This is a genomic window from Fictibacillus halophilus (assembly GCF_016401385.1).
Classification (GTDB): domain Bacteria; phylum Bacillota; class Bacilli; order Bacillales; family Fictibacillaceae; genus Fictibacillus; species Fictibacillus halophilus.
Map to the genome: position 1 here is coordinate 1,128,764 of NZ_JAEACF010000001.1, position 21,154 is coordinate 1,149,917.

The window sequence follows — 21,154 nt, forward strand, 5'->3', positions numbered from 1 at the left end:
TCTTGAAGGCTTGATCAGTTGCAGTATTTTATTGGTTATGGTATAGTATTTTTGGAAATACTGTTGAATGAATAACTGTCGGCGAAAGAGTGGGGCTCCCCACTCTTTCGTTACGTTTTGAGGTCATTCAGTAAGAAGGAGGGCAGCAATGAGTCAGAAGATTACAGAGCTCACAACAGAGCTTGTAACCCCAATCGTTGAAAAACTAGGACTTGAACTTGTTGACGTTGAATTTGTTAAAGAGGGTAAAAACTGGTTTCTCCGTGTATATATTGATTCCACGGGTGGAATTGATATCGAGGAATGCGGGACTGTCAGTGAACAATTAAGTGAAAAACTCGATGAACTTGATCCGATCGAACAGCCCTACTTTTTAGAAGTATCTTCTCCAGGTGTTGAAAGACCATTAAAGAAACCTGAAGATGTGAAAAATGCTATCGGCAAAAATGTAAACATTAAACTTTACGAGCCATTAAACGGCGAAAAAGTATACGAAGGACTTTTAAAAGACTTTGACGGTGAAACGCTGTTCATGGAGATTAGAGTGAAAACGCAAGTGAAAAAGGTAGAGTTACCTTATGCTAAAGTGGCCAACGCCCGTCTTGCGGTTGTTTTTTAATGAAGAGGGGAGAAGAAAAATGAGTACCGAGCTTTTGGATGCACTTACATTGTTAGAAAAGGAAAAAGGGATTAGTAAAGAAGTTATTATTGAAGCGATTGAAGCTGCCCTTATTTCTGCGTACAAGCGCAATTTTCATCAAGCGCAAAATGTTCGTGTTGATTTTAACAGAGACACAGGAAGTATCCGTGTCTTTTCAAGAAAAAATGTGGTTGAAGAAGTTGAGGACGATCGTCAAGAGATCTCAGTTGCAGAAGCTCAAGCGATCAACCCTGGCTATGAATTAGAAGATATCGTAGAAGAAGAAGTTACACCAAAAGATTTTGGTCGTATTGCTGCTCAAACAGCTAAACAAGTAGTAACACAACGCGTTCGTGAAGCAGAGCGAGGGATCATCTTCTCAGAATTTATTGATCGTGAAGAAGATATCATCACAGGAATCGTTCAACGACAAGACCACCGTTATATGTATGTCAGCCTAGGCAGAGTGGAAGCTCTTCTACCTGCTGCTGAACAGATGCCTGGTGAATCTCATACCACGAACGACCGCATCAAAGTGTACATCACTAAAGTTGAAAAGACGACAAAAGGTCCTCAAATTTTAGTATCTAGAACACATCCAGGTCTTTTGAAACGCTTATTCGAGCTTGAAGTGCCAGAGATCTATGATGGAACGGTTGAGATTAAATCGATCGCTCGTGAAGCGGGTGACCGTTCAAAGATTGCCGTTCATGCTGCTGATCCTGAAGTAGATCCGGTTGGTTCTTGTGTTGGACAAAAAGGTGCACGTGTTCAAACGATCGTAAACGAATTGAACGGTGAGAAGATTGATATTGTTCGATGGAGTGAAGATCCAGTTGTATATGTAGCAAATTCACTAAGTCCAGCAAAAGTACTTGAAGTACAAGTGAATGAAGAGGAAAAGATGACAACGGTTATCGTTCCTGACTACCAACTTTCATTAGCGATTGGTAAAAGAGGCCAAAATGCTCGTCTCGCTGCGAAGTTAACAGGTTGGAAGATTGATATTAAAAGTGAAACAGAAGCAATAGAATCAGGTGTGTACGATCCATCAAACGCTCGCAGTGATTTTTTCGAAGATACTGATGAGGATGAAGAGTAAGAAAAGACGAGGTGGAGACAATGAAAACACGTAAAATTCCGATGAGAAAATGCGTAGCCTGTCAAGAAATGAAGGCTAAAAAAGAATTAACACGTATTGTCCGCTCACCAGAAGGAGAAGTCTCTGTCGACACTTCAGGGAAAAAATCCGGAAGAGGAGCCTACCTTTGTCATGAACCTGCTTGTATCGAACAAGCGAAAAAGAAAAAGGTTCTTGAGTCACATCTCAAAACAAAGATTCCAGCTGATCTATTTGAACAGCTTGAAAAAGGAAGTCATACATCTTGAAACCAACTCCTTGGGAAAACTTTCTTGGAATAGCAGCTCGAGCCGGTAAAGTCATATCCGGTGAAGAACTGGTTGTGAAAAGCATCCAAAAGCAAAACGCGAAAATTGTTCTGCTTTCAAAAGATGCTTCTGATAATACAAAGAAAAAAGTTACCGATAAATGCCGCTTTTACAAAACTGATCTTGCCTGGGTGGAAGATCGCAATGTTTTAGGCAGGGCTATTGGTAAGGAGCAACGAGTTGTAGTTGCTGTAAATGATCAAGGATTCTCTAAGAGATTAAAGGAACTTCTTGATCACTAACTCGGGGGTGAACATATGAGTAAAATCCGCGTATACGAATATGCGAAACAGAAAAATGTTCAAAGTAAAGACATTATTGAAAAGCTCAAAACGATGGATGTCCACGTTGCGAATCATATGTCTATGATTGATCAGGCAGCTCTTAAAAAGCTGGATGAAGCTTATCGTCCAAAGACCAATAAAGATCAACCAAAATCAACAAATCAAAATCAACTCCCTAAATCAGATGTGAAAAATAGCAACCCTGGTAATGACACCAAATCTAATAAAAAGGAAGTTCAAAAAGAGAGTAATATGAAAATAAAAAAAGAGAACAATAACTCGCCACAAGCTAAAGGACCAAAGTCCACTAATACTAACAGCCAAAACAATCAGAACAAGACTAGCAACAACAATCAAAAGAGCAATAACAATAATTCAAACAACAAGAATAATAACAACAGAAACCAAAACAACAATAGAAACAACAACAAGAACAACAACAATCGCAACAAGCAAAACAGAGGTGGCGGAAATCAGCAACAACAAGCTCCGCAGAAGAAAGTTCTTGAAACGCCAAGTAAGATTACTTTCACAGAATCACTTCAAGTTGGTGAACTTGCTAAAAAGTTGAACAAAGATACTTCTGAGATCATTAAAAAGTTAATGGGTCTTGGAATCATGGCAACAATCAACCAAGAGCTTGATAAAGAAGCGATTGAATTGATCGCAGCTGACTACGATGTTGAAGTAGAAGAAGAGATCATCATTGATGAAACTGAGTTTGAAAACTATGAAATCGTAGATGAAGAAAAAGATCTTCAAGTTCGTCCCCCAGTTGTTACGATAATGGGTCACGTTGACCACGGTAAAACAACGCTTCTTGATGCGATTCGTAACACGAAGGTAACTGCAGGCGAAGCTGGTGGTATTACACAGCATATCGGTGCATATCAAATTACGAACAATGGAAAACAGATTACTTTCCTAGATACTCCTGGACATGCTGCGTTTACAACAATGCGTGCTCGTGGAGCTCAAGTAACAGATATTACGATTCTTGTTGTTGCTGCTGATGACGGGGTAATGCCTCAAACAGTAGAAGCGATCAACCATGCAAAAGCAGCAGAAGTTCCAATCATCGTTGCTGTAAACAAAATGGATAAAGAATCTGCTAACCCAGATCGCGTTATGCAAGAACTAACTGAGCACGGACTCGTTTCTGAAGCTTGGGGTGGAGATACGATCTTCGTAAACGTATCTGCGATTAAAGGTGACGGAATTGACGATCTGCTTGAAATGATCAACCTTGTTTCTGAAGTTGAAGAATTAAAAGCAAATCCAAACCGTACTGCAATTGGTACTGTAATTGAAGCACAGCTTGATAAGGGTCGTGGATCTGTAGCAACTCTTCTCGTGCAATCTGGTACGTTAAACGTTGGAGATCCAATCGTAGTTGGACACACATATGGTCGTGTTCGTGCGATGGTGAACGATCTTGGCCGCAGAGTTAAAACAGTAGGACCTTCAACACCAGTTGAAATTACCGGTTTGAATGATGTTCCACAAGCTGGAGATCAGTTCATGGTCTTCGCGGATGAGAAAAAAGCTCGTCAAGTTGGTGAATCTCGCTTCAAAAAACAGCAGGATGCACAGCGTAAAGAGTCTTCTAAACTAAACCTGGATGACCTCTTTAATCAGATTAAAGAAGGTGACATCAAAGAAATAAATGTCATCATCAAAGGTGATGTTCAAGGTTCTGTTGAGGCACTTGCAGGATCATTACAAAAAATAGATGTTGAAGGCGTAAAAGTTAAAATCATCCACTCTGGTGTTGGAGCGATCAACGAGTATGACATCATGCTTGCTTCAGCTTCAAACGCAATCGTGATCGGTTTCAACGTTCGTCCTGATAATGGTGCGAAACGTACAGCTGACGCTGAAAAAGTAGATGTTCGTCTGCATAGAATTATCTATAACGTAATCGAAGAGATCGAATCAGCGATGAAAGGAATGCTTGATCCGGAATTCGAAGAAAAAGTTATCGGGCAAGTTGAAGTTCGTACGACATTCAAAGTTTCTAAAGTCGGTACGATCGCTGGATGTTACGTTACTGAAGGTAAGATCACAAGAGATTCCACAGTTCGCTTGATTCGTGACGGTGTTGTATCTTACGAAGGTAAGATCGATGCACTTAAACGATTCAAAGACGATGCAAAAGAAGTATCTGCTGGATACGAATGTGGGATCACGTTAGAAAAGTTCAATGATATTAAAGAAGGCGACATCATTGAAGCTTACATCATGGAAGAAATTAAAGTAAAATGATCGGGTTCTTAACGGTTGAGTTTTTCATATATGAAGCACAGTCGTTAAAAGATAAACGTTCCGTTGTTCAAAAAGCGGTAAACCGGCTTCGTCAACGTTTAAATATAGCTGTATCCGAAACAGATCATCAAGATTTGTGGCAGCGCGCAGAGATAAGTATGGTTACCGTTTCTTCGGACAAAATAATAGCAGAAAAAGAATTGCAAAGAGCACTTGCGATCATTACATCTATTACTGAGTTGGAAGTTACACGTTCAAACATCGAGTGGCTGTAAAGCAAGTGGCAAGAAACGGGGTGTAGTAAAAATGGGCACAATCCGTTCCAATCGTATTGGGGAACAGATGAAAAAAGAGCTTAGTGACATTATAGGCCGAAAAATCAAAGACCCCCGCGTAGGTTTTGTGACCGTTACGGCGGTAGATGTAACTGGTGATTTACAGCAGGCAACTGTTTATGTTTCAGTGTTTGGTGATGCCGATCAAAAGGAACAAACATTACGAAGCTTAGCGAAAGCAACAGGGTTTATTCGTACGGAAATCGGAAAACGAATCCGCATGCGTAAAACACCAGACATCTTTTTTAAATTTGATGAATCTCTAAATTATGGAAGCAAGATCGAAAGTCTTTTGTCTGATATCAAACGTGATGATGAAGAAGACGAAGAAAATGAAGAGCATCCGAAACCATAATAGCAAATGGATAGGCAATTAATTTTGTCTATCCATTTTTTGCTTACAAAAGAGATAATGTGATCAAAGGAGAAGCTTTTATGAGTGCAAGACAAGGAATTTTGGCATTGAAAAAACCTGCTGGTATGACATCCCACGATTGTGTGGCAAAGATACGAAGAATCTTTTCTACCAAAAAAGTAGGTCACACAGGTACGTTAGATCCAGAGGTGACTGGGGTACTTCCTATCTGTATAGGAAGAGCGACGAAGATCGCAGAGTATATGTCAGACTATGGCAAGGAATATATAGGTGAGGTCACTTTAGGATTCTCTACAGAAACAGAAGATGCTCACGGTGAAAAAGTAGTAGAGAAACAAGTAGAAAAAGATATCTCATTTTCTGATATAAAAGACATCTTAAAGTCTTTACAAGGAGAGATCGAACAGATTCCCCCGATGTATTCAGCTGTTAAAGTAAACGGAAAGAAACTTTATGAATATGCGAGACAAGGACTCACTGTTGAACGCCCGAAACGAAATGTGACCATCCATGAACTCGAACTAATTGACGATGGTGACGTGTTAAGTAAAGAACGTCCTGTATTTTCATTCAGAGTACGATGTTCTAAAGGTACATACGTGAGGACGCTTGCTGTTGAGATCGGTGAGAGGCTTGGATATCCGGCACATATGTCATCTTTGATCAGGACAGCATCAGGACCTTTTTCGTTAGAAGACTGTGTAACGTTTGAGCAGCTTGAAAGCGGTGAGAAGCCTTTAGAAGATTACCTGTTTCCTCTTGAAAAAGGAATCTCTCACTTTCCGACATGGACAGTTACAGAAGATCTGTTGTTCAAGATAAAAAATGGTTCTGTACTTGAAGCACCAAATGATTTGGTACAAAGTCCGTTTGGTGTTTATAATGAAGAAGGAAAATGTCTAGCCATTTATGAGATTCATCCTTCAAAACCTGGTTTAATAAAACCGGTTAAAGTGTTAGCCATTGATTAACGAAAGAAGTTAGTAGGTGAGTTTTTGGAAACGATTGTTATAAGTCATCCGCATCATTTTCAACCAGATAACCTTCCACCAACTATTTTGGCTCTAGGTTATTTTGACGGAATCCATGTAGGGCACCAACGTGTGATCAGCACGGCAGTAGAGCTTGCTAAGAAGAACAACGCCGTTCCTGCTGTTATGAGCTTTCATCCACATCCGTCCGTCGTATTAGGTAAGAGTGATCAAAATTGGACCTATATCACACCTTTAGAAGAAAAAAAGAAGATTCTTGAGGAGATGGGTGTAGAGCGATTTTATCTTGTGAAATTTGATCATGTTTTTGCAGGTCTTGATACACAGGAGTTTGTTGATCAGTATGTGATTGGACTTCATGTAGTCCATGTTGTTACTGGTTTTGATTTTTCATATGGAAAGTATGGAAAAGGAAACGTTAAAACGTTAGTAAAAGAGTCAAACGGACAATTTGGGCAGACTGTAATTGAAAAGATCGAAAAGGATGGCCAAAAAATAAGCTCCACACTGATTCGTAACTATCTAAAAGAAGGACGAGTCGATGAGATCGAGCCTTATCTGGGTAGAAGATATAAACTCAACGGTACGGTAATTCATGGGGATAAGCGTGGTCGTACGATCGGGTTCCCGACAGCAAACCTTGATACGGATCAATATTCATTACCAAAAGTGGGAGTTTACGCAGTAGAAGTCTCCATCCATAAAAAAAGTTATCTAGCGATGGCGAATGTAGGTTACAAACCTACATTTAAAGATGATCAAATAAAACCTTCACTTGAAGTTCATATCTTTGACTTCAACAATGAAATATACGGTGAAGATGTTCGAATCACTTGGTTGAAGAGAATTCGTGATGAGAAGAAATTTAGTGGAATAGAAGAGCTTATTGCTCAGCTTCATGCAGATAAAAGCAGAACATATGAGATCATACAATCACTGTAATAAAAAACTTGCATTTATTCTATAAAAAGTCTATGATAATAACTGTACATTTTAATGTGCATATAACCATTGCTTGGCAAATCGAGTCACCGACGTTTGCTCGGTAATTGGTGTTTCTATTATTAAGGAGGTGAAAAGGATGGCTATTACTCAAGAGCGTAAGAACGAACTAATCAGCGAGTATAAGGTACATGATACGGACACTGGATCACCAGAAGTTCAAATCGCTATCCTTACTGAACAAATCAATGAGTTGAATGATCACTTGCGTACACACAAGAAAGATCACCACTCACGTCGTGGTCTATTGAAAATGGTTGGTAAGCGTCGTAACTTGTTAACGTACCTACGTAACAAGGACATCACGCGTTACCGCGAATTGATCGGAAGACTTGGATTACGTCGTTAATCCAGCAAAGCGGGATATATTTCCCGCTTTTTTTATTGCAAGCATTCATCCATAAACGGCACTAAACATGTTATTCTTGGTATGTATGAGTAAATTCTTTCGAGTTTTTCTTTTTAGGAAGGACTACGTTAGGATATAATAGAACCATAATATGATAGGATTTTTCTAAGTGTTGAGAGGAGTACCAAGTAAAATGGATCAACAAAAAAGAACTTTTACAATGGACTGGGCGGGTAGAACGCTTACGTTCGAAATTGGAGAATTAGCAAAACAAGCGAACGGTGCTGTAATGGTCAGATATGGCGATACTGCAGTACTTTCAACAGCTGTTGCATCAAAACAGCCTAAAAATCTTAGTTTCTTTCCGCTGACAGTAAACTATGAAGAACGTTTATATGCAGTTGGTAAAATTCCAGGTGGGTTTATTAAACGTGAAGGGCGTCCAAGCGAGAAAGCTGTATTAGCGAGTCGTTTGATCGACCGTCCTATTCGTCCTCTATTCGCAGATGGTTTCCGTAACGAAGTACAAGTTGTCAGCACCGTAATGAGTGTGGATCAAAACTGTTCTTCAGAAATGGCTGCAATGATAGGGTCATCTCTTGCGTTGTCTATTTCCGATATTCCTTTTGAAGGACCGATCGCTGGAGTAACTGTTGGTCGAATCGAAGGCAAATTTGTGATCAATCCAACGGTTGAACAAAATGAAAAAAGTGATATTCAGTTAGTTGTGGCGGGTACTAAACATGCCATAAACATGGTTGAAGCTGGCGCAGAAGAAGTTTCTGAAGAAGTTATGCTTGAAGCGATCATGTTCGGTCATGAAGAGATCAAACGCTTAATCGCTTTCCAAGAAGAGATTGTTTCTGAAATCGGTAAAGAAAAGATGGAGATTGTTCTTCATGAGTTAGATAAAGATGTTGAACAAGAAGTTCGTGAATTTGTTGGGAACGATGTGAAAGAAGCAGTTAAGGTTGTTGAAAAGCATGCACGTCAAGAAGCTTTAGACGCTGTTAGTGCAAACGTCGCTTCTCGCTATGAAGAAGATGAAGATAAAGCCAGCGAAGCAAAAGAGGTTTTACATAAACTCATCAAAGAAGAAGTGAGACGCTTGATCCTTAAGGAGAAAGTACGTCCGGACGGAAGAAAAACGGATGAGATCCGTCAACTTTCTTCAAAAGTAGGCATTTTAGCTAGAACTCATGGTTCGGGTCTATTTACACGCGGACAAACTCAAGCACTCAGCATCTGTACGTTAGGAGCTCTTGGAGATGTTCAAGTTCTTGATGGTCTTGGTGTGGAGGAATCTAAACGCTTTATGCACCAATACAACTTCCCTCCATTCAGTGTAGGTGAAACTGGTTTTATGCGCGGACCAGGCAGACGTGAGATTGGTCATGGTGCACTAGGTGAACGTGCGTTAGAGCAAGTGATTCCGAACGAAGAAGAGTTCCCATACACGATTCGTCTCGTATCAGAAGTATTAGAATCCAACGGTTCTACATCACAAGCAAGTATTTGTGCAAGTACGCTTGCATTGATGGATGCTGGTGTACCGATCAAAGCTCCTGTTGCAGGTATTGCTATGGGTCTGATCTCTGACGGTGAAGACGTAACGGTGCTAACGGATATTCAAGGCATGGAGGATCACCTTGGAGATATGGACTTTAAAGTAGCAGGTACACCAAACGGTATCACTGCTCTTCAAATGGACATTAAGATTTCAGGGATTAATCGTGAAATTCTTCAAGAAGCTTTAACGCAAGCTAAAGAAGGGCGTATGATCATCCTAAAGTCTATGCTTGCTACACTTTCAGAGTCTCGTACACAACTTTCTCAATATGCTCCTAAGATCTTAACAATGAAGATCAATCCAGATAAGATCCGCGATGTAATCGGGCCAAGCGGGAAGATCATCAACAAGATCATTGAAGAAACTGGTGTTAAGATTGATATCGAGCAAGATGGTACAGTCTTCATCGCTTCAACTGACGAAGCTATGAACAAAAAAGCGAAGAAAATCATCGAAGATATTGTTCGTGAAGTTCAAGTAGGAGAGTACTACATGGGTAAAGTTAAACGTATCGAAAAGTTTGGTGCGTTCGTAGAACTATTCAGCGGTAAAGATGGACTCGTTCATATCTCTGAGCTTGCTGAAGAGCGTGTAGGAAAAGTTGAAGATGTTGTGAAGCTTGGTGACGAGGTCATGGTTAAAGTCATGGAGATTGATAATCAAGGTCGCGTAAACTTATCTCGCAAAGTTGTACTGAAAGAAGAAAAAGCAAAGAACGAACAGCAGCAAAACGTATAAGATAGGAAGTAAAAAGACTGCACCAACGGATACCCCTGTATCCTTATGGTCAGTCTTTTTTTATTGTTTATTTTCCGTGTTATTGATGATCTTGATATTTTACCCATACTATCTCTCTCTTTATCGTGAGGATTGTTTAAACGTTCTAACCTGTCCAAATCCTACATACCTTGGTTACAGGGAGGGAGTTTACGTGAAAAATAAAATTCTTCAATGGTCTTTAGTAGTATTGGTTATCACTTCGATAGCGTTTTCGTTGCATAATCCTTTTACAAGCACCTATATTGAGAGTTTGAAGGCTCAGAGCACTGCCGTTTCACAAATGGAGTCTAATTCAATCTATCAGCAGATCAAAGAAAAAGCGAAGGAGCTAAATCGTCCTCCTAAAAATGCAGAAATTGATCCAGTCTGGAAAGCCACTCCCGGTTATAATGGCATTGTTGTTGATATGGAAGCATCCTTTAAAGCAATGAAAAAAGCGAATAAATTTGATAATAATAAACTTGTTATAAAGCAAATAAATCCAAGTATTCATCTTGAAGACCTTCCTGCATCACCTATTTATAGAGGTAATCCTGAAAAACCTATGGTTACTTTGTTAGTAAACGTTGCATGGGGAAATGAGTACCTGCCTGGTATGCTCCAGACGATGAAAAAAAATAATGTAAAGTCAACATATTTTCTAGATGGTTCATGGGTGAAGAAGAATCCGTCACTTGCTAAGATGATCGCAGAAGAAAAACATGAGATCGGAAATCATGCATATTCCCATCCGGATTTAAAGAAGATGACCAATTCGCGAATTAATGAGGAACTTAAACAAACGAATGAAGTGATACACGCAACATTAGACATACACCCAAAGTGGTTTGCTCCTCCAAGTGGCAGCTTTCGTAACGACGTTGTGCAAATTGCCTCAGAGATGGATATGAAAACAATTCTTTGGACGGTTGATACGATCGATTGGAGAAAGCCTAATCCTGATGAAATGGTTAACAGAGTGCTCAGTAAAGTACATCCTGGTGCTATGATTTTGATGCACCCAACGGAATCATCTTCTGCTGGTTTAGATAAACTAATTAAAGGAATAAAAGAAAAAGGATATAGCATAGGTACGGTAACAGACTTGATGGATGAAACGAGATTAGTACCTAAAACCATCAAGTAAAGTTGTGTACGTGTTACGATAATGGTATATTGTTCCTATGATTATTGTGGAACAACTGACAGCTAGGGGGAAACAAGTTTGATTAAGAGATATACATGCTCAAACGGCGTGCGAATTGTTTTGGAAAACATTCCAACTGTACGCTCTGTAGCGATCGGTGTATGGATCGGCACAGGTTCAAGATTTGAAAACACAAAAAACAATGGAATCTCGCATTTTCTGGAGCATATGTTCTTTAAAGGAACAAAGACGAGGACTGCAAGAGAAATTGCTGAATCTTTTGATAGCATCGGTGGACAAGTGAATGCTTTCACTTCAAAAGAATACACTTGTTATTATGCAAAAGTTCTAGATACGCATTCACCGTATGCTCTAGAAGTACTAGCGGATATGTTTTTTAATTCTACCTTCGATGAAGGAGAGTTATCGAAAGAAAAGAATGTTGTTTTAGAAGAAATAAAAATGTATGAAGATACACCTGATGATATTGTTCATGATATGTTAAGCCGTGCTAGTTTTCAAAATCATGAACTCGGTTTTCCTATTTTAGGAACAGAAGAAACATTGAACACGTTTACGGGGAATACGCTTCGAGATTATATGGATACTCATTATGTTCCAGAAGAAGTAGTTATATCTGTCGCTGGAAACGTCGATGAATCGTTCATAAAGGAAGTTGAGAAATGGTTCGGTGACTACAAAACAAGCGGAGTCATAAAACCAGAAATTCAAACTCCAGTTTTTCATCCTGAGAAGCTATCCCGTAAGAAAGAAACAGAACAAGCACATCTATGTCTTGGTTTTCCAGGACTTTCTCTGAAAGATAAACGCAGCTATAGTTTGATCATTCTTAATAACATTTTTGGATCAAGCATGTCTAGCCGTTTGTTTCAAGAAGTAAGAGAACAGAAAGGATTAGCTTATTCAGTGTTCTCTTATCATTCAGCGTTTCAGGATAATGGAATCTTTACTATTTATGGAGGAACAGCTCCACATCAATTAGATGAATTGTATAATACGATTTTAAATATAGTAGATGATTTAAAAGAGAACGGAATTACTGACAAAGAGCTGAAGAACTCTAAAGAACAGATAAAAGGAAACTTGATGCTGAGTCTTGAAAGCACCAACAGCAGAATGAGTCGCAATGGAAAACATGAGCTCATCTTGGGTTACCACCGTACTCTTGATGATATGGTCGAGTCCATCGATAATGTGTCAAAAGGCGATGTAGACACGTTGATTCAATCTATCTTTAGTGAAGGATGTTCAGCTTCTTTAGTGAGTCCGCAAGGAGAACTTCCAAAAGGACTTCAATAGCAAATATACCGTTACAAAACCCGGAATTCTTCCGGGTTTTTTTTTCGTTTTCAGATATACGCTTTAAAAATGGGCTTAACGTTTTCTGAATGCCCCAAACATAGGAGTTACTCATGAATATAATGGTGTTGATTGAAAGCTTATGATCGTGTTATTTAGCGTATGAAAACAACTTTAAATATGAGTTATACCGTTGTGCAGAATGTCTTTCTGTAACCAGATAGGCGGGGTGTTCATATGATGGTGAACGTGGATAGCAATCCCCTGCAAGAAAAGGAACAACGGAGAAAGGGGAGAAAGAATGTTAACGGATTTGCATATCGCCGTTTTTGGCGGCGATGCGAGACAGTTAGAAGTTATTCGGAAACTAACAGAACTGGATGCGATACTTACACTTATCGGTTATGACCAACTTGATCATGGATTCACTGGAGCTTCAAAAATGGATATAGATGAAGTGGATTTTTCAAAGTTAGACAGCATCATTCTGCCTGTAAGCGGCACAGGAACGCAGGGGGAGATCGATACTATTTTCTCTAATAAAAAAATGATTTTAACAGAAGATCATCTTAAAAAGACGAAAGACCATTGCCAAGTATTCTCAGGTATCAGCAATTCTTATTTAGATGCGATTACAAAAAGCAGCAATAGAAAACTAACAAAGTTATTTGAAAGAGATGATGTTGCGATCTATAACAGCATCCCTACTGTTGAAGGAACGATCATGATGGTCATCCAGCACACAGATATCACCATCCATCAATCAAATACAATTGTCCTTGGATTTGGACGTGTAGGAATGAGTGTTGCAAGAACATTTCAAGCATTAGGAGCGCGCGTAAAGGTGGGAGCTAGAAAATCTGAACATATGGCGAGGATCTCGGAGATGGGGATGATTCCTTTTCACTTAGATGATTTAAAGAATGAAGTCTATGAAACGGATGTTTGTATTAATACGATTCCCACACAGATTGTTAATGCTGATGTAATCTCAAAGTTTCCTTCACATACATTAGTTGTTGATCTAGCTTCAAAGCCTGGAGGCACTGATTTTAGATATGCAGAAAAACGCGGGATCAAAGCACTTCTTGCACCTGGCCTACCAGGAATTGTTGCTCCTAAAACAGCCGGTAAGATTGTTGCAAATGTACTTTCGCAGCTCTTAATCAACGAATTTAAGCGGAAGGGGTAATTATCATGGAATTTAAAGGTAAGCATATCGGTTTTGGATTGACGGGATCTCACTGTACGTATGATGCCGTGTTTCCACAAATTCAAAAGCTTGTCGAGTTAGGAGCGAATGTTTCTCCATTCTTTACACATACCGTAGGGCACACATCTACACGTTTTGGAGTGGAAGGGGAATGGGTGGAAAAGATTAAACAGATCACAGGAAATGAACCAGTTGATTCTATTGTAAAGGCTGAACCATTTGGACCGAAAACACCACTTGATTGTATGGTCATTGCTCCGTTGACCGGAAATTCGATAAGCAAATTTGCAAATGCTATGACAGATTCCCCCGTATTAATGGGAGCAAAAGCAACGCTTCGTAACCAAAAACCGGTCGTTCTCGGCATATCTACAAATGACGGACTAGGACTGAACGGTGTTAATATCATGAGGTTGATGGCTACAAAGAATATCTATTTCATTCCATTCAGTCAAGACGATCCAGTCAAAAAGCAAAACTCATTAGTCGCGCACATGGACACCCTTATTGACACGATCGAGCTAGCCATTCAAGGGAAACAGCTCCAGCCTGTTCTTAGGGTAAGAGATTTAGGGTAATAGATTGAAACAACAGAAGAAAATCCGTTCATAACCTCAAAGTTTATGATAAAATATGATAAATTATATGGATTAACTAGGAGAAACTAAAACTTTGAGTTTCTCCTTCTGTTGTAGTTTGCTTACCTTAAACAATAAAGGAGTTTATAAAGTATGAGCCAAAAATCATTTCATGTAGCTGTAGTAGGAGCAACTGGCGCAGTTGGCCAGCAGATGTTAAATACGTTAAGTGAAAAAAACTTTCCAATAAAAAAATTATCACTTCTTGCGAGTAAAAGATCCGCAGGACAGGTCATCACATTTGATGGAGAATCTCATACAATTCAAGAAGCAACTCCTGAAGCATTTGAAGGTGTTGATCTTGCTTTGTTCTCTGCGGGAGGGTCTGTATCCAAAGCTCTTGCACATGAAGCGGTGAAAAGAGGTGCGATCGTTGTAGATAACACGAGCGCTTTCAGAATGGATCCGACCGTACCACTTGTTGTACCTGAAGTGAACGAACAAGATCTATTAAAACATAACGGAATTATTGCGAATCCGAACTGTTCAACGATTCAGATGGTCGTTGCTCTTCAGCCTCTTCACGAAAAGTTCGGACTTAAAAAAGTGATCGTTTCTACTTATCAAGCTGTTTCAGGTGCTGGAGCTAAAGCAGTTGAAGAGCTAAAAGAACAATCAAGAGCGATTCTGAACGATGAATCATTCGAGGCCTCCATCATGCCTTGTGCTTCAGACAAAAAGCACTATCAGATTGCATTTAACGCGGTTCCACAAATTGATAAATTTGAAGAGAACGGCTATACGTTTGAAGAGCTAAAGATGATGAACGAAACAAAAAAAATCATGCATTTAGAAAATTTAGAGATCGCAGCAACTTGTGTACGATTACCAGTTGAGACAGGACATTCAGAATCTTTATATGCAGAGTTCGAGAATGGAAACCCTTCTGTTCAAGAAATCAGAGAACTACTAAAAACAGCTCCTGGTATTACACTTCAGGATCAGCCTGAAAATCAGATCTATCCTATGCCGGCAATAGCAGCAGGCTTGCCTGACGTTTTTGTTGGAAGAATACGAAAAGACTTAGACCGTGATAACGCCTATCACATGTGGGTCGTGTCAGATAACTTACTTAAAGGTGCTGCATATAACTCCGTTCAAATCGCAGAGAGCTTAATTAAATTAAATCTGCTTTAATTTTATAAAGAAGGTGCATTCATGAAGATAATCGTTCAAAAATTTGGGGGAACTTCTTTAAAAGATGACACAGGACGCATCGAAGCGATTCGTCACATTAAAAATGCTGTCGAAGAAGGCTATAAAGTAGTTTGTGTCGTTTCTGCAATGGGACGTTTTGGTGATCCGTATGCTACGGACACTTTATTAAGTCTTGTAGGAGATAAGAACAAGATTTCTAATCGAGAACAAGATCTTTTGTTGTCTTGTGGAGAAATTATTTCATCAGTCGTATTTTCTGGATTGTTAAATACAACAGGTCTTTCATCTGTTGCTTTAACAGGTCCTCAAGCAGGGTTCAGAACAAACGATGATTTTTCTAATGCAAGAATTATAGATATGAAAGTAGACCGTATAAAGTCTGAACTTGAAAACAATCAAGTAGTAGTCGTTGCAGGTTTTCAAGGGCAATCCAAATCTGGGGATATCGCAACACTTGGAAGAGGTGGAAGCGACACGAGTGCTTCTGCTTTAGGAGCTGCTTTAGAGGCTGAGTTTATTGATATTTTTACAGATGTAGAAGGGGTAATGACTGCTGACCCAAGACTTGTGAAAGATGCAAGACCATTATCTGTCGTAACGTATGCTGAGATTTGTAACATGGCTTATCAGGGAGCAAAGGTCATTCATCCACGTGCTGTGGAGATTGCCATGCAAGCAAAGATTCCGTTAAGAATTCGTTCCACGTATTCAGATCTTCCGGGAACGCTTGTTACATCAGCGGTAAAAGGACCTGCTGGTAAAGACGTTCAAGAATCAATCATAACGGGTATTGCTCATGTCTCAAACATTACCCAAATTAAAGTGTATGCGAACGATGGTCAGTATGATCTTCATACAAAAGTGTTCAAAGCCATGGCACAAGAACAGATTTCAGTAGACTTTATCAATATAAGTCCAAAAGGTGTCGTATATACGATCATGGAAGACAAGACGGATATGGCATTAGCAAAATTAAAAGATCTAGGATACGAGCCTGAAGTGAACAGAGATTGTGCCAAAGTATCTGCAGTTGGAGCTGGTATCGCAGGAACACCAGGGGTTACAGCAGCTATCGTAGAATCATTATCTAGTAGGAACATACAGATCTTACAATCTGCTGATTCGCATACTACGATCTGGGTCCTCGTTAAGAAAGCAGATCTTATTGAATCGGTAAATGCTCTTCATTCCGCTTTTCGTTTGAATGAGGAAGGTATATCTGCGAGTTTACAAGAAATTGTACAACAGCAGTTTAATGAGTATTGAGGAGTGAAGGAAATGAATTTTGGAAGTATTAGCACCGCGATGGTAACACCTTTTGACAGCAAAGGGAACATCGATTTTGGCAGAACGACGAAACTGGTTAACCATCTGATCAACAATGGAACGGATAGTTTAGTAGTAGCTGGGACTACCGGAGAATCAGCGACATTAACGACAGAAGAAAAAATAGCACTTTTTAAACACGTTGTAAAAGTGGTGGATGGAAGAGTTCCTGTGGTTGCGGGAACGGGAAGCAATAATACGAAAGCATCCATTGATCTTTCAAAAAAGGCTGAAGAAATCGGTGTGGATGCTATTATGATCGTAGCACCGTATTATAATAAACCTAGTCAAGAAGGAATCGTTGCTCATTATAAAGCTATTGCAAGTGCAGTAAGCCTTCCAATCATGGCGTATAACATTCCGGGAAGATCAGTAATTACATTTTCGGTTGAAACCGTCCTTCGGCTGGCTGAAGTACCAAACATTGTTGCCTTAAAAGATGCAGGCGGAAATTTAGATACAATGAGTGAGGTTATTGAAAATACTCCGGACGACTTTGTTGTTTACAGCGGTGACGACGGTCTAACCCTTCCTTCTTTAGCAATAGGAAGTGCGGGAATCGTTTCAGTGGCTTCCCATGTGATCGGTAATGAGATGCAAACGATGATCAAAGCGTTTAGAGACGGCGAAAATAAAGAAGCTGCTCGTATTCACCGAAAGTTGCTCCCAGTTATGCAGGAGCTTTTTAAAGCGCCGAGTCCCGCTCCAGTTAAGACAGCACTACAAGTAAGAGGACTTGATGTTGGCGGTGTTAGATTGCCGTTACTCCCTTTAAATCAATCTGAAAGAGAAGCACTCTCAAACAGATTAAACAGCCTATAAAAAAGTAGACTGGATTTTCTTCTAGTCATTAAAAAAAGGCTTCGCATGTAGTTTATATGCGAAGCCTTTTTTCTTTAGTATGAAATGGGCGAACGGTGAGCCTCCTGTCTAGTTGCAGTGACTTGCCCCCTCAAGGTCAAAAGGTAAACGGTCTGTGATGAGCAAAGTGCGCCTTCCAAGCCCATTTACCTTTTGCTTGTTCGGGGCTGAACGAGTCACTTCCACTTTTGGGACTGCCGCTTTGCGCCATTAGGAGTCTCCACCTGACCGCTCGTCCCATAGGAGTCGGCAACCTTGCGCTCCAATCAATTTGTCAATGAGGAATTAAAACATTTCATTGCAATAATTTTTCAGAAAGAACAGAAACTCTTCTTTTAAAGCTAAATATAGTGGGAGAACCTTGCGAAATATGAGAGTATTTGACTTAAAAATAATTTTGAAGAAACAAAAATCTTCCCAGTCCATTCATTTGACCAAGCATATTTGAAGGCATAATCAAATCATAAAGCGTAAAAATAGTGCTTAAAACCATTCAAAGTTGTTGAGTATCCAATAGCACAGGCAAATTTACAAATAGGACCAAGTTTCAATACGATTACGTACAACTATAACCTTATTTTTATTTGTCTTTTGCTCAGTCTTGTTTTGTATTCCTCTCATAGAGTATAATGTTTTTAAGTGACGTGATCGGGATTTATTTTTTTTACATACAACATAGGAGGAATATACACATTGTCAAAACAAAATAGAGATAAAATTAAAGTTTTTGCCTTGGGCGGAGTCGGTGAGATCGGCAAAAACATGTATGTAGTAGACACAGGTGAGGAAATTTTTGTTATGGACTCTGGTCTAATGTTTCCTCAAGAGGAAATGCTTGGAATTGATATTGTCATACCAGATGTGACCTACTTAAAGGAAAACCTGGAGCGTGTGACTGGAATCTTTTTAACTCATGCCCATGAAGACCATATCGGTGGACTTCCATATGTCTTAAGACAAGTACCCGTGCCCGTTTATGGAACACGTTTGACGTTAGGACTTGTAGAAGCAAAACTAAAAGAAGCAGGTCTTTTGCGTTCCACTGAACTAAACATGATCGAAACGAACCAAAAACTATCATTTAATAGTGCGAAGGTAAGCTTCTTCCACGTAAATCACAGTATTCCAGATGCAGTAGGTATTGCAATTCACACGTCACAGGGGATTATTGCAAATACTGGTGATTTTAAGATCGATCATACGCCGATCGATGGACAGCATACGGAATTTGGCAAGATTTCAGCATTGGCTGAAGAAGGAGTACTGTGTCTGCTCTCAGACAGTACGAATGCAGAGCGCCCAGGATCTACGGGTCCAGAAGCACAAGTTGGACAAGAGATCCTTGATGTATTCCAAGCAGCAAAAGGAAGAATCATCATCGCATCATTCGCTTCAAACGTTCACCGTGTTCAGCAAGTAATGAACGCAGCTGCAAAAACAAACAGAAAAGTAGCTGTTAACGGAAGAAGTATGGTGAAAGTCGTAGATATCGCATCACAACTAGGCTATTTAACGATCGAAAAAGATCTATTAGTTACGATAGATCAAGCAAACGATTACAGTGATGAAAAAGTAGTCATCTTAACAACAGGGAGCCAAGGTGAATCGATGGCAGCGTTGTCTAGAATGGCACAAAAATCACATAAACAGATCGCTCTTCGTCCTTCAGATACAGTTGTAATTGCCGCTACCCCGATACCTGGCAATGAAACCTCAGTTGCGAAGATGGTTGATAAACTGATGCGTACAGGAGCTGACGTTATATTTGGTCAGAAAAAGGTCCACGTATCAGGACATGGTAGTGCCGAAGAGCTTAAGTTCATGCTCAGTATGATGAAACCTAAATACTTTATGCCCGTTCATGGTGAGTATAAGATGCAAAAAGCACATCAAAAATTGGCGATCGAAGTTGGAGTTGAAAAAGACAACATCTTTATCGTTGATAAAGGTGAAGTGGTAGAGTTCGCTAATGGATTCGCTCAAAAAACTGGAAAAGTACCTTCTGGAAACGTATTAGTCGATGGTCTTGGTGTTGGAGATATCGGAAACATCGTGCTTCGTGACCGTAAACTTTTATCACAAGATGGAATCTTAGTAGTCGTTGTTACGATCAGCAAAGATTCACATAAGCTGATCTCAGGTCCTGAGATCATCTCAAGAGGCTTTGTGTATGTTCGTGAGAGTGAAGCTCTTCTTCAGGAAGCGAATACAAAAGTCCGTGACGTTCTTGAAAAGTGCATGAACGAAAATATGAAAGAATGGTCTAGTCTGAAGTCAAACGTCAGAGATACATTAAGTCAGTATCTGTTTGAAAAAACAAAGAGAAGACCAATGATCATGCCGATCATTATGGAAATTTAACCCGCTGGTATAGCGGGTTTTTATTTTTTTTCTCATATGAATGGAAATAACGCCCATACTAAGAAGAACCTAACTTAGAAGGGGTATGAATTATGGATCAGACACCAGAAACAGAAGCACCACAGACAGATGCACCCAAGAAGGACGATAGCTCGGGACTTATTCAAAAGATACAATCGTTAGGACAAACGAACGTTCCTACAATGGAAGGCTCAAGCATACATTGTTTGACGATCGTAGGTCAGATCGAAGGGCACATGCAGCTTCCTCCTAACAACAAAGCGACCAAATACGAACATTTGATTCCGCAATTAGTAGCCATCGAACAGAATCATAAGATTGAAGGACTTCTTGTCATTCTGAATACAGTTGGCGGAGATGTGGAGGCTGGCCTTGCTATCTCTGAGATGATCGCATCCCTCTCAAAGCCTAGTGTTTCCCTGGTATTAGGAGGAGGACATTCCATAGGAGTTCCAATAGCGGTCAGCGCTGATTATTCGTTTATCGCACCAACGGCTACTATGACCATCCATCCGGTTCGATTAACAGGTCTGGTGATTGGGGTGCCGCAAACGTTTGAGTATTTAGACAAGATGCAGGACCGGGTCATCTCTTTTGTAACGAGCCATTCTGAAATCACAGAAGAGCGATTTAAAGAACTGATGTTTTCTAAAGGAAATCTCACACGGGATATCGGTACAAATGTTATTGGAACAGATGCCGTAAGTGATGGACTCATAAACGCTGTAGGCGGAGTAGGCCAAGCGATCAAGAAGTTAAACGAACTGATCGAAGCAAACAGAAAAGAAGATGATAAAGGATTACCACAATGATCTGGTACACGATGCAGCCTTTCGAATTGATGTTTCCCGAAGAAGGAAACGAACAGTCAGCGCAGAATGTAATACTTTATAATAATGTACCTGTCCTTGTAGAACGTATGGGTGATGAAACAAAGATCGTTCAGATCATGAGCACAGACCCTTCTCATTTTTTACTTGAAGACTGTCAACCAGGAATGGTGCTGCGAAACTTTTGAAAAAGTCATCTAAGAATTATGCTATACTATTTTAAAGCAGCCTAATGATTTGCAGGGCTGCTTTTCTTTC

At 39.8% G+C, this 21,154-nt stretch carries 21 protein-coding genes; all 21 read left to right on the plus strand.

Going from position 1 to position 21,154, the window contains the following annotated elements:
• Positions 1–148 precede the first annotated feature (148 nt).
• The 21 genes from rimP to I5J82_RS06075 all read left to right on the plus strand — a co-directional run bounded on the left by rimP (position 149) and on the right by I5J82_RS06075 (position 21,084).
• Positions 149–619 carry a ribosome maturation factor RimP gene (gene rimP, locus I5J82_RS05975; protein ID WP_137789633.1) on the plus strand — a complete coding sequence of 157 codons (471 nt, stop codon included), beginning with the start codon at positions 149–151 and terminating at the stop codon, positions 617–619.
• Between the two features lie 19 nt (positions 620–638).
• Positions 639–1,742 carry a transcription termination factor NusA gene (gene nusA / locus I5J82_RS05980; RefSeq protein WP_066393741.1) on the plus strand — a complete coding sequence of 368 codons (1,104 nt, stop codon included), beginning with the start codon at positions 639–641 and terminating at the stop codon, positions 1,740–1,742.
• A gap of 20 nt (positions 1,743–1,762) precedes the next feature.
• Positions 1,763–2,029, plus strand: coding sequence for an RNase P modulator RnpM (rnpM, locus tag I5J82_RS05985; protein ID WP_197220793.1), 267 nt, complete (start codon positions 1,763–1,765; stop codon positions 2,027–2,029).
• Positions 2,026–2,331 carry a YlxQ family RNA-binding protein gene (locus I5J82_RS05990; protein WP_144700714.1) on the plus strand — a complete coding sequence of 102 codons (306 nt, stop codon included), beginning with the start codon at positions 2,026–2,028 and terminating at the stop codon, positions 2,329–2,331. Before rnpM ends, I5J82_RS05990 begins: the two co-directional genes overlap by 4 nt.
• A gap of 15 nt (positions 2,332–2,346) precedes the next feature.
• On the plus strand, positions 2,347–4,638 hold the full coding sequence (gene infB / locus I5J82_RS05995) for a translation initiation factor IF-2 (protein WP_198767067.1): 2,292 nt from the start codon (positions 2,347–2,349) through the stop codon (positions 4,636–4,638).
• Positions 4,635–4,913, plus strand: coding sequence for a DUF503 domain-containing protein (locus tag I5J82_RS06000; protein ID WP_198767068.1), 279 nt, complete (start codon positions 4,635–4,637; stop codon positions 4,911–4,913). The genes infB and I5J82_RS06000 overlap by 4 nt, the downstream gene beginning before the upstream one ends.
• A 31-nt stretch (positions 4,914–4,944) precedes the next feature.
• On the plus strand, positions 4,945–5,328 hold the full coding sequence (gene rbfA, locus I5J82_RS06005; protein ID WP_198767069.1) for a 30S ribosome-binding factor RbfA: 384 nt from the start codon (positions 4,945–4,947) through the stop codon (positions 5,326–5,328).
• Positions 5,329–5,408: 80 nt separating this feature from the next.
• Complete coding sequence (gene truB / locus I5J82_RS06010) at positions 5,409–6,320, plus strand: tRNA pseudouridine(55) synthase TruB (protein WP_198767070.1); 912 nt, start codon at positions 5,409–5,411, stop codon at positions 6,318–6,320.
• 24 nt (positions 6,321–6,344) lie between these two features.
• Positions 6,345–7,283: a bifunctional riboflavin kinase/FAD synthetase gene (locus tag I5J82_RS06015; RefSeq protein WP_198767071.1), complete on the plus strand. Its 939-nt coding sequence runs from the start codon at positions 6,345–6,347 to the stop codon at positions 7,281–7,283.
• Positions 7,284–7,422: 139 nt separating this feature from the next.
• Positions 7,423–7,692, plus strand: coding sequence for a 30S ribosomal protein S15 (rpsO, locus tag I5J82_RS06020; RefSeq protein ID WP_066240919.1), 270 nt, complete (start codon positions 7,423–7,425; stop codon positions 7,690–7,692).
• A gap of 193 nt (positions 7,693–7,885) precedes the next feature.
• The gene (gene pnp / locus I5J82_RS06025) at positions 7,886–10,000 is read left to right on the plus strand and encodes a polyribonucleotide nucleotidyltransferase (protein WP_198767072.1); all 2,115 of its coding nucleotides are present in this window, start codon (positions 7,886–7,888) and stop codon (positions 9,998–10,000) included.
• Between the two features lie 193 nt (positions 10,001–10,193).
• Complete coding sequence (locus I5J82_RS06030; RefSeq protein ID WP_332873633.1) at positions 10,194–11,168, plus strand: polysaccharide deacetylase family protein; 975 nt, start codon at positions 10,194–10,196, stop codon at positions 11,166–11,168.
• Between the two features lie 78 nt (positions 11,169–11,246).
• Positions 11,247–12,488 carry a M16 family metallopeptidase gene (locus I5J82_RS06035; RefSeq protein ID WP_198767074.1) on the plus strand — a complete coding sequence of 414 codons (1,242 nt, stop codon included), beginning with the start codon at positions 11,247–11,249 and terminating at the stop codon, positions 12,486–12,488.
• A 301-nt stretch (positions 12,489–12,789) separates the two neighbouring features.
• The gene (gene dpaA, locus I5J82_RS06040) at positions 12,790–13,680 is read left to right on the plus strand and encodes a dipicolinic acid synthetase subunit A (RefSeq protein WP_198767075.1); all 891 of its coding nucleotides are present in this window, start codon (positions 12,790–12,792) and stop codon (positions 13,678–13,680) included.
• 5 nt (positions 13,681–13,685) lie between these two features.
• Positions 13,686–14,279, plus strand: a complete 594-nt coding sequence (gene dpaB / locus I5J82_RS06045; RefSeq protein ID WP_198767076.1) for a dipicolinate synthase subunit B — start codon at positions 13,686–13,688, stop codon at positions 14,277–14,279.
• Between the two features lie 153 nt (positions 14,280–14,432).
• Positions 14,433–15,476: an aspartate-semialdehyde dehydrogenase gene (gene asd, locus I5J82_RS06050; RefSeq protein ID WP_198767077.1), complete on the plus strand. Its 1,044-nt coding sequence runs from the start codon at positions 14,433–14,435 to the stop codon at positions 15,474–15,476.
• Positions 15,477–15,497: 21 nt separating this feature from the next.
• Positions 15,498–16,763, plus strand: a complete 1,266-nt coding sequence (gene dapG / locus I5J82_RS06055) for an aspartate kinase (protein ID WP_198767078.1) — start codon at positions 15,498–15,500, stop codon at positions 16,761–16,763.
• Between the two features lie 12 nt (positions 16,764–16,775).
• Positions 16,776–17,645: a 4-hydroxy-tetrahydrodipicolinate synthase gene (dapA, locus tag I5J82_RS06060; RefSeq protein WP_198767079.1), complete on the plus strand. Its 870-nt coding sequence runs from the start codon at positions 16,776–16,778 to the stop codon at positions 17,643–17,645.
• Positions 17,646–18,377: 732 nt separating this feature from the next.
• Positions 18,378–20,045 (plus strand): ribonuclease J, encoded by a 1,668-nt coding sequence (locus tag I5J82_RS06065; RefSeq protein ID WP_198767080.1) that lies wholly within the window; start codon positions 18,378–18,380, stop codon positions 20,043–20,045.
• A 92-nt stretch (positions 20,046–20,137) separates the two neighbouring features.
• Complete coding sequence (locus I5J82_RS06070) at positions 20,138–20,878, plus strand: ClpP family protease (RefSeq protein ID WP_198767081.1); 741 nt, start codon at positions 20,138–20,140, stop codon at positions 20,876–20,878.
• Positions 20,875–21,084 (plus strand): YlzJ-like family protein, encoded by a 210-nt coding sequence (locus I5J82_RS06075; RefSeq protein ID WP_137789615.1) that lies wholly within the window; start codon positions 20,875–20,877, stop codon positions 21,082–21,084. Before I5J82_RS06070 ends, I5J82_RS06075 begins: the two co-directional genes overlap by 4 nt.
• Positions 21,085–21,154: the final 70 nt, after the last annotated feature.